We start from the raw sequence: 13,276 nt of genomic DNA, 5'->3' as shown, positions 1-13,276 counted from the left end.
GGAAAATTCTTGCAACGAACAGCACACAACGCCATCGTGCGTATCCCGACCCGCGAGATCGGAGGAGGAGAACATGCCGTTGAGCCGGCCAGCTCTCCTGCTCCGCACCGGTTCCCGCGCCGTTCAGGACGCCCGCGCCTGGGTCCGGGCGGCCTGTGAGGAGATCGAGCGCACCGACCTGGTCGACTGCGCCGAGTTCGGTGTCTCCGAGCTGGTCTCCAACGCGCTCTTCCACGGCACCGCACCGGTCACGATCCGGATGCGTGGCACCGTCGACCATCCCCGGGTGGAGATCCGCGACGCCTCGACCGAGCCTCCGCTGCTGCCGGTCCCCCTCGCCCTCGACGACGAGGACGAGGTGCTGCTGACGGTCGGTCGTGGGCTCTCGATCGTGGCCAGCGTCTCCGACGCCTGGGGTGCCGACATCGACGCGGCCGGCAAGACCGTCTGGTTCACCCCGGCGGCCGAGATCAGCGAGGGCGACGGGGTCGAGGGCGTGATCACCGGCCCTGCCGGCGCTCCGCCCAAGCCCGAGCGCCTCGGCTCCGAGACCGTTCAGGTCAGCATCCTCGGCGTACCGCTCGCCCTCTACCGAGGCTTCCAGCACCACTTCCGCGAGCTGCGGCGAGAGGTACGCCTCCTCTCGCTCGCCCATGCCAACGACTACCCCCTCGCCGCCAGCCTCTCGGCGCTGTTCGGCTCGCTGGAGCGCCAGCTCCTCGACGGCCTCGGCCACGGCCAGCTCTCCGGTGTGATCGGGCAGGGATCGGGCAGCCACCGGGAGACGGCCGACCTGCACGTGCGCATGCCGCGATCCGCCGCCGAGACGATGCGGCGTTTCCTCGACATGCTCGACCTGATCGACGAGTTCTGCCGCCAGGAGCGACTGCTCGTCCTCGCCCGCTCCCCCGAGCAGGTCGCCTTCCAGCGCTGGTTCCTCGGCGAATACCTCACCCAGGCCGCCGGCGGCCGCCCCACCCGATGGAGCGCCGCCCAGATGGCCGGACCCCGGTTCTAGAACCCGTACGCTGTCCGCGTGCTGCGTGAGCATGGCGACCTGCTCGCCCCCATCGCTGCCGGCGGAGCGCTCGGCTCGCTGGCCCGCTGGGGACTCGCGACGGCCCTTCCCCACGATGGCCACACCTGGCCGTGGGCGACCCTCCTCGCGAACGTCTCCGGCTGTCTGCTGCTCGGGGTGCTGATGGCGTTCGTCCTGGGCCCGTGGTCCTCTGTCCCGTTCTGGAGCCGCTACCTGCGCCCGTTCCTCGGCGTCGGCGTCCTCGGCGGCTACACCACGTTCTCGACCTACGAGCTGGAGACGTACGTCCTGGGCGGGCATGCGCCCGCGCTCGCGATGGTCTACCTGCTCGTCTCGGTGGTCGCCGGGATCGGCGCGGCCTGGCTCGGGCTGATGATCGGCCGGGTGCTCGTGCTCGACAGCGGTCACCAGGTGGTGGTCGACGGCATCGACCCCGATCTCGACCCCGACCTCGATCCCGCCCCGGATCCGGGCAGAGGAGAGGATCGATGACCGCGCTCCTGGTGCTGCTCGGCGGCGCGATCGGGGCGCCGGCCCGCTACCTGACCGACCTCTACGTCCGCGAGTGGACCGGCACGGACTTCCCGTGGGGGACGATGGCGGTCAACGCCGTCGGCTCCTTCGTGCTGGGTGCGCTGGCCGGGGCAGCCGCGGGCGGCGTACTTCCCGGGTGGGTGCTCACCCTGGTCGGCACCGGCTTCTGCGGGGCGCTGACCACGTTCTCGACCTTCTCCTACGAGACCGTCCGCCTGGCCGAGAACGGCCGCTGGCGATCAGCCGCCCTGAACGTCCTCGGCTCCCTCGCGATCGGGACCGCTGCGGTCACCCTCGGCTACCTCCTGATGCATCACTGACCCACCAGCACTGTGCGAATGGCGAAGCGATCGCCAACAACCCAGCGCTGAAGCGCCCCTCGTCTGGACGCAGCGCAGTGAGGAGCGCAGCGACGAACGGAGCGGAGGAAGACGAGGGTCAAGCGCAAGCGCTGCGCGAATTGCGAAGCAATCGCAAATGGTCAAGCCCAGCCCAACTGGTGGAGCTTCTCGTCGTCGATGCCGAAGTGGTGGGCGATCTCGTGGATCACGGTGATGCGGATCTCGGCGGCCAGGTCGGCCTCGTCGACGCACATCTGCTGGAGCGGCTGGCGGAAGATGAAGATGCGGTCGGGCAGGGTGAGGCCGTAGAGGTCGTTGCGATCGGTCAGCGCCACGCCGTCGTAGAGCCCGAGGGTGTCCTGCGGCTCGCTTTCCGGCGGCCACTCCTCGACGAGCACGACGAGGTTGTGCACCTGGGCGGCCAGCTCGTCCGGGATGGCGTCGAGCGCCTGGTCCACGAGTGCGTCGAAGCGCTCTGGGCTTATCTCAATCCCCACAGGGGCTATTCTGCCGGGTGACAGATACGGCTACGCAACTGCTTCCGAAGTATTTTTCCGAAGGTTTGCGCGAGCCTGGCGCTCCAGGTCCCGCTGGTGGAGCTCCCCGTTGCGCGGACGGCCGCGGGTGCGCTTGCGAGCGACCACGATCCCCTCGTAGAAGACCTCGCCGCCCCATACGCCGTGCGGCTCCTGCCGGGCGATCGCACCCTGCAGGCAGGAACGCTGCAGCGGACACGTACGGCACAGCTCCTTGGCCCGGTCGGCGTCTGCGCTGGTCGCGGCGAACCACAGGTCCCCGTCCTCGATCGCACAGGGCAGCTCGCTCCAGTGCACTCCCGACGTCTCCCGTGCCGTCGCCACAGGCGAAACAGTCATCTCAGTCCCATCCCCTCGCTGATCCCCCTCGTCAGGGATACCCACCAAAGAGGGTGGTCGGATGGCCTGTCAGTTTTCTGTCAATAGGTAGGTGCTTGGGTCGGTCACGCAGAGTTGAGGTGTCATCTACATCAGGGGATTCCACAACATCGCGACCCTGCTGGTACAAACTGTCCACACTAGAGGGAGGAAGGGCTAGGGTTTGCGACCATGCGCTCAATGAGAAGGGCCTCGGCGTCCATCACCGTGGGCCACCGACCCGTGGAGGACTTCCACCGACGGATGGCGCATGATCCCAACAGCCGAGCCATCGCCTCGGAGACCCGCGACTGGCTGCTGGTGAAGTCCCTTCTCCAGCCTGGCGAGGTCCAGTGGGTGCGGGTCGCGGTCAAGTTCCCCCACGAGGGAAATGCCTCGGGCCACGCGTTCCTGACCGACCGCCGGGTGATGTTCGAGTTCCACGAGCGCGTCTTCTCGGTCAACCTGGCCGTGGTCACCTTCATCGGTGTGCCCCCGCCGCCCAGCCTGGGTGACTTCATCATCGAGGCCCTCGTACCCGGCTCGTCCTACTCCACGACGATGAAGATCCGGGACAAGGACGCCTTCCACGACTTCTTCCCGACCCTCGACTACGCCGCCCGGGCAGCCGGCGCGCAGCTGAACGTCGACGCCAGCTGGGGCGGCGAGTACGGCGCCGCCGGCAACGCCTACGGCCAGCCCTCTCCCAACAGCTACGGCGTGGCTCCGGCCCCGGGGTCCTACCCGCCGCCGGGCTCTTCCTACCCGAACACCGGCTCCTACTACCCCAACCAGGGCCCGTACGGCACCAACACCGGTGCCTACGGCCAGGCACCGAACACGGGCGCCCAGCGCGCCGTCGGCAGTGCTTACGGCGGTCAGCAGGGAGCCCAGCAGCGTGCCCGCGAGGAGGCCGCGCTCGTCGAGGCCAACCTCGCTCACGCGCTCCCCGCCTTCCTGCACGAGGGCGAGTCGATCCTCGCCGGTGCCGACATGATCCAGAACATGACCGACGTCGAGATGAAGGTGATGGCCACCGAGTCACGCCTGATCGTCGTCGAGGGCAACATCCTGTGGGCCTCTCCGCTCGAGCACACCCACGTCATCTACGCCGGTGGCGAGCGCAGCCACCTGCGCCTGCTCGCCGAGCGGGTCACCGAGACGATGGCGCTCACCCCCGGACCGCCCACGGCCAACCCCTCCGACCAGCGCCGCCTGGTGCTGCGTACGCTCCGCGACGCCGCCGCCGGAGAGCAGCTGCACAACCACCTGACCACCAACGGTGGCCAGGTATTCGACGCCTGGCCTGAGTAATTTGCGATTGCTTCGCAATTCGCGCAGCGCTTCCGCTTGACCCTCGTCTTCCTCCGCTCCGTTCGTCGCTGCGCTGCGTCCAGACGAGGGGCGCTCCAGCGCTGGGTTCGGATGTAGCGGTCGCAAATGAGCGAGAGCCCCAGCCGTTTCGGCTGGGGCTCTCGTGCGTGTGGTGTGGATCAGTCCTGCGGGTTGAAGAACAGGCCGAGGGCGACGGCCCAGACGACGTGCCACAGGTAGACACCCAGGACGGTGCCCCACCCGAGGTTGATCGAGAAGAAGCCCGGGTCGATGCCGATGACGTCCTCCGGGTGCAGGGCGGGGATCCACCAACCGCAGGACGCGGTGGCGAGGAACATGCCCATGCCGAGCGAACGCGCGAGGTTGCTCGAGGTGGTGTGGGTCTTGCCGAGCCACGGGAAGATCACCAGCGCGTAGGCGAGCGCGAAGACCATGCCGTTGAAGTAGTGGAAGCCCATACCGGCGAACCACTGCGAGACGGCGAAGCCGGCCTCGTTGGCGGTGGCGTTCGGGGTCAGGATGACGCCGTTGAAGAACGCGAAGTCCAGCGGGCCCTCCATGATGCCGAGGCCGTAGATCCAGTAGCCGAACATCGTGGCGAGCTGGGTGGCGCCGAAGCCGGCGACGAGGGCACCGACGAGACGGTTGTTGTTGACGAACTGCGGCCAGTGCGTACCGGTGGTCTGCGCCATCACGGCCGGCTGCTGGATCGCCGGCTCCTGGTACTGCGGCTGGGCCTGGGACTGCTGCGGACGCTGGTCCCACCCGAGTGCGGAGGGCTGCTGCTGCGCCGGCGCGGCCGGGGTGCGGTAGGCACCGTTCGTCTGCATCCGTGACGCAAGCTCGTCCGCACTCGCCGCATGGGGCGGCCGATGCGGGTAGTACGACGACATGGTGGTGTTGCCTCCTGAATACCGAACGTCTTAGTCGTTCCCCCGTGCCATGCCGAGCTGCGACGTCGACACAAGCGGCAGAATCCTCTCACGAGAGGACAGCAGCCCGCACGTTACCGCTAAATCGGCTTATATCCCACAGGGTCGAACGGCCCGAGCCGGGGGGTGAGATCTTGGGATCTCTGGCCCGAGACTCCTACCGAAGCAGGACGACCACCCTCCCACGCTCGAGCCCCCTCGCGCTCGCCACAGCCCGGCGTGTCCCACCGTCCCGGAACAACACCCGACTCACAAGTCACAGCAGCCGAAACAAGACCCTCCAGCCACACCCAGAGGAACAAAACACCCACAGCCGCTCGATCCGACGGCAACCGACCACCCGACCGATCCAACGAGCGACTCAAGCGAACGACCAACCCCGAGCAACCGAGGGGAACAGCCAAAGCCCCCACCATGCGACACTCGCCCCGAGCAACTAAGGGGTGCGGGGATATCCCCGCCGCGGCCGAAGGCCGCCATATAAATCGAGAAACGACGTGGGCTGCTTTGCAGCCACACGTCGTCTTCGTTTCGAGCGACCCTGACGAGACTTGAACTCGCGACCTCCGCCGTGACAGGGCGGCGCGCTAACCAACTGCGCTACAGGGCCTTGTTGTTTCCGCTCTCTGCGGCAACGGGAAAAACATAGCCCATGGGTGCGGAGGATTCACAATCGGGGACGCGTCCTACTCCTCGAAGGGCTCCTCACCCTTCGGTTCCTCGTCGGTGAGGCCCTCGACGAGACGGTTCTTCACCATGTACGCCATCGCCCGTTCGGCCGCCCGGGCCTTGCGCCGGAGGGCCTCGACGCCGGGGGCCTTCTCGTCGCTGTAGGCCGCGAGCCGGGCGACCTCACGTCCGGTCTGACGCTGGATCTCGGACATCGCGAGCCACACCCCGAGGTCCTGCTCGAGGCCTTCGCGGGAGCGCAGGATCGCGGCGGTGAGGAGCTGGATCACGGTGACCTCGACGTCCTCGGCGGTGGACGAGCTGGAGACGAGGGTGGCGGCGATGGTGCCGGCGCCGGTGGTGGTGATCGCACCGGCGGTGACGAGCCCGCCGACCATCCCACCGGGCCCGAAGGCGGAGAGAGCGCCGATGATCGCCGCTCCCCCGGCGAGCCCGGCGGGCGCGGCCAGCGCGAGCCCGATCGGCCCGGCGACCAGCACGGCGGCACCGATCCCGATGCCGACCCACAGCTTCCACTGGTCGACCGGGTAGACGGCCTTCGACGCCGACTGCATCGCGATGTGCAGGTTCTCGCCGAGCCCGCCGCCGAGTCCCATCCAGACGGTCAGGTCGTGGAAGGCCTGGCGGCGTACGTCGTCAGGCACGTCGATCTCGTAGGGCCGCACCGGGTTGGCGGTCGCCAGCGCCACCAGGGCGAGGACCGCCTCCTCCTTGGAGAGCTGGGTCAGCGGCTTGGGACGAGGCAGGTCCTGGTCACCGGGGATGTCCGGGGAGACGCGCAGGTCGAGGAGCTGTTGCGGGATGCGTACGTCATCGGCCTGGTAGTTCTCGATGAGGCGCTCGAGGACCTCGTGCTGGACGACGCGGAGGGCGGCGCCGAAGCGCTCCTGCGTGGCGCCCTTGAGGTGGTCGCGGACGAACTGGGCGTAGGCGAGCCACAGCGCCAGGCGCACCTCGAGCGAGTTCAGGGCGACGTCGGGGGTGCCCTCGACGACCGCGATCTCCTTGGAGAGCGAGCCGAACAGGCCGCGGCCGATGGCGGTGGCGACCGGCTTGGAGCGGAGATAGGTCGTGGTGCGGTGGTCGAGGCCGAGGCCGACCTGGAGGTCGAGCGCCCACGGGAAGTGGCGCCAGATGCCGCGCAGGCCGGTGACCGCGTCGCCGTTGCTCCACACGTTGACCCACCAGCCGACGTGATCGACCGGCGCCTTCATCTCCAGCCGGTCGGAGTCCTCGTGGAGGTTGGGATGGGCGGCCGGGCTGCCGATCGTCACCAGGCCGGTCACCGTCAGCTTCGGCGGGAGTCGGCGGAGCAGGTCGATGGCGATGATCGAGCCGAGGCTGTGCCCGACGATGACGATCTCCCCCTCCTCGGGGAGCTCGTCGAGGACCATCCGCAGCGTACGGGCCCGGATCCCGGGCTTGGTCACGTAGTTGTGGGCCTGGCGGAGCACCCGCAGCACGATCGGCGCGAACGAGTCGGTGACGCCGACCGGCGAGGCCGGCACCGGCTCGCCGAGGATCGTCTCGAGCTCGGCGGTGGCGCGCTCGACCCGGCGACGTACGATCCGCTGCTCCTCGGCGCTCAGCCTGGGGGCCGTGATCGGCGGGAGCTTGATGGTCCGGTCGCCGTCGTCGGTGCGGAGCACGTCGGGGTACTTCGGCGCGATCACCTCGACCTCGTCGAGCCCGGGATAGCCGGCGTCCTGCAACGACTTGTCCAGCGCGCGGCGCCAGGCGTCGCGGGGGTCGCCGTTGCCGACGCCGTGAAGATAGAGAAGCGAGACCACCCCTGGATTCTCCCCCATGCCGGGCGGCCAACAGGTCAGTCGTCGCCGTCGAGGCCCTGCTCGATGGCGTAGCGGGTGAGCTCGACCCGGTTGTGCATCTGGAGCTTTCGCAAGGTGTTCTGTACGTGGTTCTGGACCGTGCGGTGGGAGAGGACGAGCCGGTCGGCGATCTGGCGGTAGCTCAATCCCTTGGCGACGAGCTTGAGGATCTCGGTCTCGCGGTCGGTGAGCGTCGGCTTGTCGCCACGCACCTCGGTGGCGGCGCTGTGCTGGAACTCGCCCAGGACCAGCCCGGCGAGGCCGGGGGTGAAGACCGGGACGCCGGCGGCGACGCGCTCCACCGCATCCAGGAGCTCCTCGCGCGAGGCCGACTTGACCAGATAGCCAGTCGCGCCCGCCTTGACCGCGGCGAGCACGTCGTTCTGCTCGCCCGAGGCGGAGAGGATGAGCACCTTGGTCGCCGGATGCAGGGCGATCACCTCGGTGGTGACCTGGACGCCGTCGGGCTCGGGGATCTGCAGGTCGAGCACCACGACCTCCGGCCGGGTCGCGGCGAACCGGGTGATCGCCTCACGGCCGGTGCTGGCGGTGGCGACGACCTCGAACCCCGCGGTGGCCAGGTCGCGCTCGACCGCGTCGCGCCACATCGGGTGGTCGTCGACGACCATCACCCTCGCGGAACTGTCAGTTCCCATTCCGTTCCCGTCCTTCCAGTGATGAGTTCGGCCGTGCCCCCGAGATCGAGGATCCGACCACGGATCGAACCGACGATGCCGAGCCTTCCGTCCTGCTCCGCCTCCGCGACGCGACCGTCGGGGATCCCCGGCCCCTCGTCGCGCACCGAGACCTCGACATGGTCGGGAAAGGCCTGCAGGAGCACCCACGCGCGGGCGTCCTCCCCGACATGACGGCGTACGTTGTCCAGCGCCGCACGGGTCGCGGCGACGATCTCCTCGGCCGGGTGGGCGGGCATCTCGACCGCCGTCGCGGGTCCGGACACGGTCACGGTGCCGGTCTCGAGCTCGGCGAGAGCAGCTGCCAGATCGGTCATGCCGACCGCCGGGCCGCGGCCGGGCTGCTCACCGCGGATCAGCGTTCGCAGCTCCCGCTCCTGCTCCCCCGCCAGCCTGCCCAGCTCGGCGGCGTCACCGCCCAGCTCGCCACCGCGACGCTGGACGAGGGCGAGGACCTGGAGCACACCGTCGTGGACCGCCCGGGCGAGCCGCGCCCGCTCCTCCGCCCGCGCGGCCGCACGCTGCGCCTCGTCGCGCTCGAGCGCCATCCGCTGCACCGACTCGCACATGTAGCCGACCACCGGTCCCCCGATGACCAGCAAGAACGCGTTGCCGTAGATCGACTGGTCGATCTCCTGACGGAGTGCGAGGTCCACGGCCGCCAGCGCGACGCCGACCAGGAGGCCACCGATCCAGCGGTAGTGGATGGCGCACGCGAGCAGCGCGCCGCTCACCCAGAAACCCGGCACGCTCGCCTGGAACGCCGGCCCCTTCAGCAACGGGGTCACGAGCATGAGTCCCAGCGCGATCGCCAGGTCGGCACCGACGAGCACTGCCGTGCGGCGGCTCGGCGCTGCGTACGCCCAGACGACGAAGGCGGTCCAGCCGACCATGACGAGCGCGCAGACCAGCGCCGCCGCGGGCGAGACGAAGTTGCCGGCCCGGTAGACCGTCAGCCCGACGGCGTTGATGAGCACGACCACGCGCAACACCGCGAGAGCCCGGAAGAGCCTGCTCTCGACCTCGATCGCCGCCGGCGACGTCCACGCACTCACAGTGCGAAGTGTGGCACCAACCTCGCGGCGTACGCCTTCGATATGAGTATCCGTACGGATGCCGACCGCGCCGGCGGCGGACGAGACTCGAGACATGAAGAGACTGTGTACCCCCTACCGGATTCGAACCGGCGCTACCGCCGTGAAAGGGCGGGGTCCTGGGCCGCTAGACGAAGGGGGCCTGCCGGGACATCCTAGAGGCCCGCGTCCGGGGCCGCCAAAGCGAGGCCGTACGTCCGAGTGCGGGTCCCGATTCGGAACGTCGCGGTCGCTTCCGGTAATGTTTCACCTCGCTTGGGCAGGTAGCTCAGTTGGTACGAGCGATCGCCTGAAAAGTGATAGGTCGGCGGTTCGACCCCGCCCCTGCCCACAAGCAACAACCGGCTCCGACCAGCAGTTATCGGTCGGAGCCGGTTGTCATTTCGCGACGCTGTCCCGTTGCTCTGCGTTTCCCGCACGCTCGTCGGCGGAACTACGCAAGGATGGTTGGCTGTGAAGTACGCCGATCCTGGTCGCTGCCCCGACTGCCGGGAGGCCTTCGAGCCCGGCACCAGCCCGTGCCCGCACTGCGGGCTGCCGCTGGAGAACGCCGTCGCCCAAGAGCTCTACGGGACGCTGCTGCGGGCTGACGTACTCATGACCCGGCTGCGCTCGATCCGCGAGGAGGCGAGCCGCGCGGCGCGGCCGACCCCGCCGCCCGCACCCGCTCCCCTGCCGGTCGGCGGCCCGCCCACGGCGCCTCCGCAGATCCAGCCCGAGCCCGTCGCCGTCCCGCTCGCCGACCCGGCCGCGAGCGCCGTCGCCGCGCCGGCGCCGTTCCCCGGCGCTCCGGTCCCGCGGCGTGCGCCGATCACGGTGCCGCTGATCCTGGTCGGCGTCGGCGTCCTCTTCCTGCTGGTCGCGGGCGTCATCTTCCTGGCGGTCGCCTGGGCCGCCATGGGTGTCGGCGGGCGGACCACGATGCTGCTCGTCTTCACCGCGCTGTTCACCATCGGTGGCGCGGTGCTGATGCATCTCGAGCTGCGGGCCGGCACCGAAGGCGTCTGGACGTTGGCACTGGGACTGCTCGCCCTGGACATAGCCGGGATGAAGTACGCCGGTTGGCTCGGTGGAGCCGACTGGGACCGTGGCTTCCTGGTCGTCGTCGGCGTCGTCGTCTTCCTGGCAGGCGCCGCGATGTCGCTGGTCGGCGCCCGCACCGAGAAGCTCGACTCGGTGATCGGACCGCAGGTGGCGGCCGCTGCCGGCGTGCTCAGCGCACTGATCGGCCTCGAGCTCATCTCCGACCTCATCTGGTTCCCGCTGGTCGCCGCGGTGATCGCGCTCGTCGTGGTGATCGTCGCGAGCAAGACAGACCTGCAGGCACTGACCATCGGTGCGATGGTCGTGATGGCCGGCTTCTGGCTGATGCTGATCGTCCGCGGTCTGGCCGACCCGGCGCTGACCGGCTCCGAACTGCTGCGCGGCGGCACCCTGCCCCTGCTGCTCGGCGCGGCCGCGGTGCTCACCATCGTGGCGCTGTTGTTCCCGCTCCCCAAGGATGCCAAGGTCGCGATGGTCGGGGTGTCGCTCCTGATCGCCGCCTACACCTTCACCCAGCCCGCGCTCGACGACGGCGCGGTGACCCTGACCGTCGTGGCCGTGGTGGTCACCCTGGTCGCGGCCGGCGCGCTCATGACACTCCCCCGGCCGTGGCGCTGGTCGGCTGCCGCGCTGACGCCGTACGCCGTCGGCCTGGGCATCACCGTCCTCATCCTGGCCATCTCCGCCGCCGTCCGGCTCGCGGCCGTGCCCTGGACCGAGTCGGCGTTCTCGCCGGTCACCGGTCCGGAGCCGTTGCTGCCCGGTTGGCTGACGCTGCCGGCGATGCTCGCGATCCTCGCCCTCGGCACCGCCTGGTTCTACCGGTCCAACCCGCCCGCGTTCCGCAGCTACCGGGACACGGTCGGCTGGTTCACGTTCTCCGGCGGCGTCTCCGGGTTCGCGATCACCGCCGCCTGCTACGGCGCGCCGCTCCTGGTCCCGGCCCTGCTGCTGCTCGGCGTCGCCGTCGCTCTGGCCTGGTGGGCGGAACGGTGGCCACGCCTCCTCGCCGCCGGCATCTTCGGCCTGGTCGCGCTCGCCACCGCGCTGCCCAGCGACCTGCTCACCGTGCTCGTCGCGCTCGCGCTGGCAGGGGTGGCTGCGTACGCGGGTCAGGGTCTGGTCGGTGCCGACCGCGAGGTCACCGCCAGCTACTCGGTCGCGACGCTCACCCTCGGCCTGTGGTCGCTCGCGCCGCTGATCGACGTGGAGCGGCAGTGGGCCGCCTGCGGGATCGTCACCGTCCTCGGGCTGATCACGCTCTTCCGCTTCCGGGGCTCGGGCTGGTGGGCGGCTGTCGCGTGCGCCGCGATCTCGATCGGCATCGGCGCGGTCGACGTCACCTGGGCGGCGGTCATGCTGATCATCGCCACCGTCCTCGCGGCGGCCATCGGCCTGCACCACCGCCAGCCTCCCGCGTTGGCCGTGGCGGGCACCGTCGGCATCGGCGCCGCGACGGCGGCGGTCCTCTCCGACGACGTCCTCGCGCTGGCCGTGACCGTGATCCTCACCGCCCTCGCCGTCGTCGTCGACCGGGTCCAGTCCGGCGCGACCAAGGAGGTCGCGACCTCCTACTGGATCCTCGCCCTGACCGCAGCCGTCTGGCAGGCGGCCCGCCTGGCCGACGTGGACCAGCCCTACACCGCGGTCGCGGTCGTCGTCGCCATGGGCATCATCGTGCTCGTACGCCGCAGCCCAGCCACCGAGGCGGCGGCCGCGGCTGGTGCGGCCGTGTCCATCGTTCTGGGCGCCTTCGGCCCGGGCTGGTCGCTGGACACCGACTGGCTGTCGATCCTGCTGCTGATCGCCGGCGTCATGTGCATCGCCACGATCCTGCGCCACGAGGCCCAGCAGTCGGGTCCCCGTCTCACGGTCGCCGGTCTGCTCGGTCTGGGCTCGCTCGGCGCCGCCTTCGGCAACGAGCTGCTCGCGCTGATCGTGGCCGGGATGCTCACCGCCGCGGCGATCGCGGTCGACCGCCTCTCCCCGGAGCACCAGACCAAGGCGGTCACCGCTCCCTACTGGGTCATCACGCTGACCGCGTTCTGCTGGATGTTCGCCAACCTCAACGACATCGCGAAGCCGCACGCCGCCGCGGGGATCATCGTCATCCTGACCCTCGTCACGATCTTCCGAGTGCTGCCCTCGGTCGAGATCGCCGCCGCGGTGGCCGCGGTCGTCACGATCGTCGTCGGCACGGTCAGCCTCGGTCCGACGATCGTGCTGACCCCCGACGGACCGGTCGCGGTCGGGTCCCGTGGTGTCGACCTCCCCTGGCTGAGCATCCTGCTGGTCCTGGCCGCTGCCGGCGTCTCGGCGCACGCGATCGCCCGTCCCGAGCGCCGTTGGCTCGGCTGGGTCGGCCTCTCACTGGCCACCATCGCGCTGTGGATCCGACTGGTCGACACCTCGGTCACGACCTGGGAGTCCTACACCCTGCCGCCCGCGATCGCACTGATCGTCTTCGGTGTGGTCAAGCTGCGGCTCGACCGGGAGGTCGGATCGCTGGCGGTCCTCGGACCCGGGGTCTTCCTGGCTCTCGTCCCGTCCGTCCCGGCAGCCCTGCAGGACCCGGTCTCGATGCGGACCGCGGTGCTCGGCATCGCCTGCCTCGCCTTCATCATCGGAGGCGCCTGGCTGCGCTGGGCCGCACCACTGGTCGGTGGCGCCCTGGTCGCCTCCGTCCTGGCCCTGGCGCAGATGCCGTCGGCGCAGACGCTGCAGCAGTGGTGGGTGCTCGGCGCGGCCGGACTCCTGCTGCTCTTCCTCGGGATCACCTGGGAGGCACGGCTCCACGACCTGCGGCGGGCCACCGCCTATGTCCGGGGGCTGCGTTAGGGCGGGCCCCGC

Annotated in this window: 11 protein-coding genes and 3 tRNA genes; 6 read left to right on the top strand and 8 right to left on the bottom strand. The window is 69.9% G+C overall.

The window, feature by feature from the left end; all coding sequences use genetic code 11:
• Window positions 1–73: 73 nt before the first annotated feature.
• Genes OG984_RS24225 through crcB form a run of 3 tightly spaced genes read left to right on the top strand, consistent with a single transcriptional unit; the run spans window position 74 to window position 1,893 of the window.
• Entirely contained in the window at window positions 74–1,018 is a 945-nt protein-coding gene (locus OG984_RS24225; protein WP_328528727.1) for an ATP-binding protein, read from the top strand.
• A gap of 18 nt (window positions 1,019–1,036) precedes the next feature.
• On the top strand, window positions 1,037–1,531 hold the full coding sequence (locus tag OG984_RS24220; protein WP_328528726.1) for a fluoride efflux transporter FluC: 495 nt from the start codon (window positions 1,037–1,039) through the stop codon (window positions 1,529–1,531).
• Complete coding sequence (gene crcB / locus OG984_RS24215) at window positions 1,528–1,893, top strand: fluoride efflux transporter CrcB (protein WP_328528725.1); 366 nt, start codon at window positions 1,528–1,530, stop codon at window positions 1,891–1,893. The genes OG984_RS24220 and crcB overlap by 4 nt, the downstream gene beginning before the upstream one ends.
• 161 nt (window positions 1,894–2,054) lie before the next feature.
• Here the strand turns inward: crcB and OG984_RS24210 are convergent, their stop codons facing one another.
• Together OG984_RS24210 and OG984_RS24205 are read right to left on the bottom strand one after the other, a co-directional pair.
• A complete protein-coding gene (locus tag OG984_RS24210) occupies window positions 2,055–2,411 on the bottom strand; it encodes a metallopeptidase family protein (protein ID WP_008360579.1) in 357 nt (118 codons plus the stop codon).
• A gap of 30 nt (window positions 2,412–2,441) precedes the next feature.
• A complete protein-coding gene (locus OG984_RS24205; RefSeq protein ID WP_328528724.1) occupies window positions 2,442–2,789 on the bottom strand; it encodes a WhiB family transcriptional regulator in 348 nt (115 codons plus the stop codon).
• A 282-nt stretch (window positions 2,790–3,071) separates the two neighbouring features.
• Between OG984_RS24205 and OG984_RS24200 the strand changes: the two genes are divergently transcribed.
• Window positions 3,072–4,121, top strand: coding sequence for a hypothetical protein (locus OG984_RS24200; RefSeq protein WP_328528723.1), 1,050 nt, complete (start codon window positions 3,072–3,074; stop codon window positions 4,119–4,121).
• Window positions 4,122–4,300: 179 nt separating this feature from the next.
• On the opposite strand, the gene OG984_RS24195 is transcribed toward OG984_RS24200, so the two are convergent.
• The 6 genes from OG984_RS24195 to OG984_RS24170 all read right to left on the bottom strand — a co-directional run bounded on the left by OG984_RS24195 (window position 4,301) and on the right by OG984_RS24170 (window position 9,524).
• Window positions 4,301–4,972, bottom strand: a complete 672-nt coding sequence (locus OG984_RS24195; protein ID WP_328528722.1) for a hypothetical protein — start codon at window positions 4,970–4,972, stop codon at window positions 4,301–4,303.
• A gap of 638 nt (window positions 4,973–5,610) precedes the next feature.
• A tRNA-Asp gene (locus tag OG984_RS24190) sits at window positions 5,611–5,684 on the bottom strand.
• A gap of 76 nt (window positions 5,685–5,760) precedes the next feature.
• A complete protein-coding gene (locus OG984_RS24185) occupies window positions 5,761–7,554 on the bottom strand; it encodes a PGAP1-like alpha/beta domain-containing protein (protein WP_328528721.1) in 1,794 nt (597 codons plus the stop codon).
• 35 nt (window positions 7,555–7,589) lie between these two features.
• Window positions 7,590–8,249 carry a response regulator transcription factor gene (locus tag OG984_RS24180; RefSeq protein ID WP_328528720.1) on the bottom strand — a complete coding sequence of 220 codons (660 nt, stop codon included), beginning with the start codon at window positions 8,247–8,249 and terminating at the stop codon, window positions 7,590–7,592.
• Entirely contained in the window at window positions 8,222–9,343 is a 1,122-nt protein-coding gene (macS, locus tag OG984_RS24175; protein ID WP_328528719.1) for a MacS family sensor histidine kinase, read from the bottom strand. The genes OG984_RS24180 and macS overlap by 28 nt, the downstream gene beginning before the upstream one ends.
• Before the next feature lie 108 nt (window positions 9,344–9,451).
• Window positions 9,452–9,524 (bottom strand) — tRNA-Glu (locus OG984_RS24170).
• 115 nt (window positions 9,525–9,639) lie between these two features.
• Here OG984_RS24170 and OG984_RS24165 point away from each other — a divergent pair.
• Together OG984_RS24165 and OG984_RS24160 are read left to right on the top strand one after the other, a co-directional pair.
• Window positions 9,640–9,713 (top strand) — tRNA-Phe (locus OG984_RS24165).
• Window positions 9,714–9,835: 122 nt separating this feature from the next.
• A complete protein-coding gene (locus OG984_RS24160; RefSeq protein ID WP_328528718.1) occupies window positions 9,836–13,264 on the top strand; it encodes an SCO7613 C-terminal domain-containing membrane protein in 3,429 nt (1,142 codons plus the stop codon).
• Window positions 13,265–13,276 lie beyond the last annotated feature (12 nt).

This window comes from Nocardioides sp. NBC_00368 (genome assembly GCF_036090055.1).
In the GTDB taxonomy this organism is placed as follows: domain Bacteria; phylum Actinomycetota; class Actinomycetes; order Propionibacteriales; family Nocardioidaceae; genus Nocardioides.
The sequence above is the reverse complement of the archived record's forward strand: the minus strand, read 5'-3'. Positions and strand labels throughout refer to the sequence as shown.

Excerpts from the sequence above, each read along its gene's own strand:
- OG984_RS24225 (WP_328528727.1), top strand. The coding sequence starts at position 74 with ATGCCGTTGAGCCGGCCAGCTCTCCTGCTCCGCACCGGTTCCCGCGCC.
- crcB (WP_328528725.1), top strand. The coding sequence starts at position 1,528 with ATGACCGCGCTCCTGGTGCTGCTCGGCGGCGCGATCGGGGCGCCGGCC.
- OG984_RS24205 (WP_328528724.1), bottom strand. The coding sequence starts at position 2,789 with ATGACTGTTTCGCCTGTGGCGACGGCACGGGAGACGTCGGGAGTGCAC.
- OG984_RS24200 (WP_328528723.1), top strand. The coding sequence starts at position 3,072 with ATGGCGCATGATCCCAACAGCCGAGCCATCGCCTCGGAGACCCGCGAC.
- OG984_RS24195 (WP_328528722.1), bottom strand. The coding sequence starts at position 4,972 with ATGCAGACGAACGGTGCCTACCGCACCCCGGCCGCGCCGGCGCAGCAG.
- OG984_RS24180 (WP_328528720.1), bottom strand. The coding sequence starts at position 8,249 with ATGGGAACTGACAGTTCCGCGAGGGTGATGGTCGTCGACGACCACCCG.